This window comes from Streptomyces sp. iso_384, assembly GCF_056172905.1.
This window is the reverse complement of sequence record NZ_JBWBTT010000033.1, coordinates 1-369: the sequence shown is the minus strand read 5'-3', so window position 1 is coordinate 369 and position 369 is coordinate 1. Positions and strand designations below refer to the sequence as shown.

At 69.4% G+C, this 369-nt stretch carries 1 pseudogene; it reads left to right on the top strand.

What is annotated here, in order from left to right:
- Positions 1 to 369 (top strand): annotated as a pseudogene (locus tag AC0VY3_RS37900) (IS110 family transposase); the annotation flags it as partial.

The following is a 369-nucleotide window of genomic DNA, read 5'->3' as shown; positions in this document are numbered from 1 at the left end:
TGACCTCGCTGCCGACCGCACCCGCGCCATCAACCGGATGCGGGCCCAGCTGCTGGAGTACTTCCCGGCCCTGGAACGGACCTTCGACTACGCGGCGTCGAAAGCCGCACTGATCCTGTTGACCGGCTATCAGACCCCGGCCGGTCTGCGCCGGGTCGGCTCGATCCGGCTCGCGACCTGGTTGAAGAACCGCAAGGTCCGAGGCGCCCAGGCAGTGGCCGATGCGGCCGTCGCTGCGGCTCAGGCTCAGCACACTGCCGTGCCCGGGGAGAGCACAGCCGCCGCCGTGGTGAACACCCTGGCCCGGTCCGTTCTGGCTCTGGACGAAGAGATCGCCGCCGTGGATGCAAGGATCGACGCCCGTTTCCG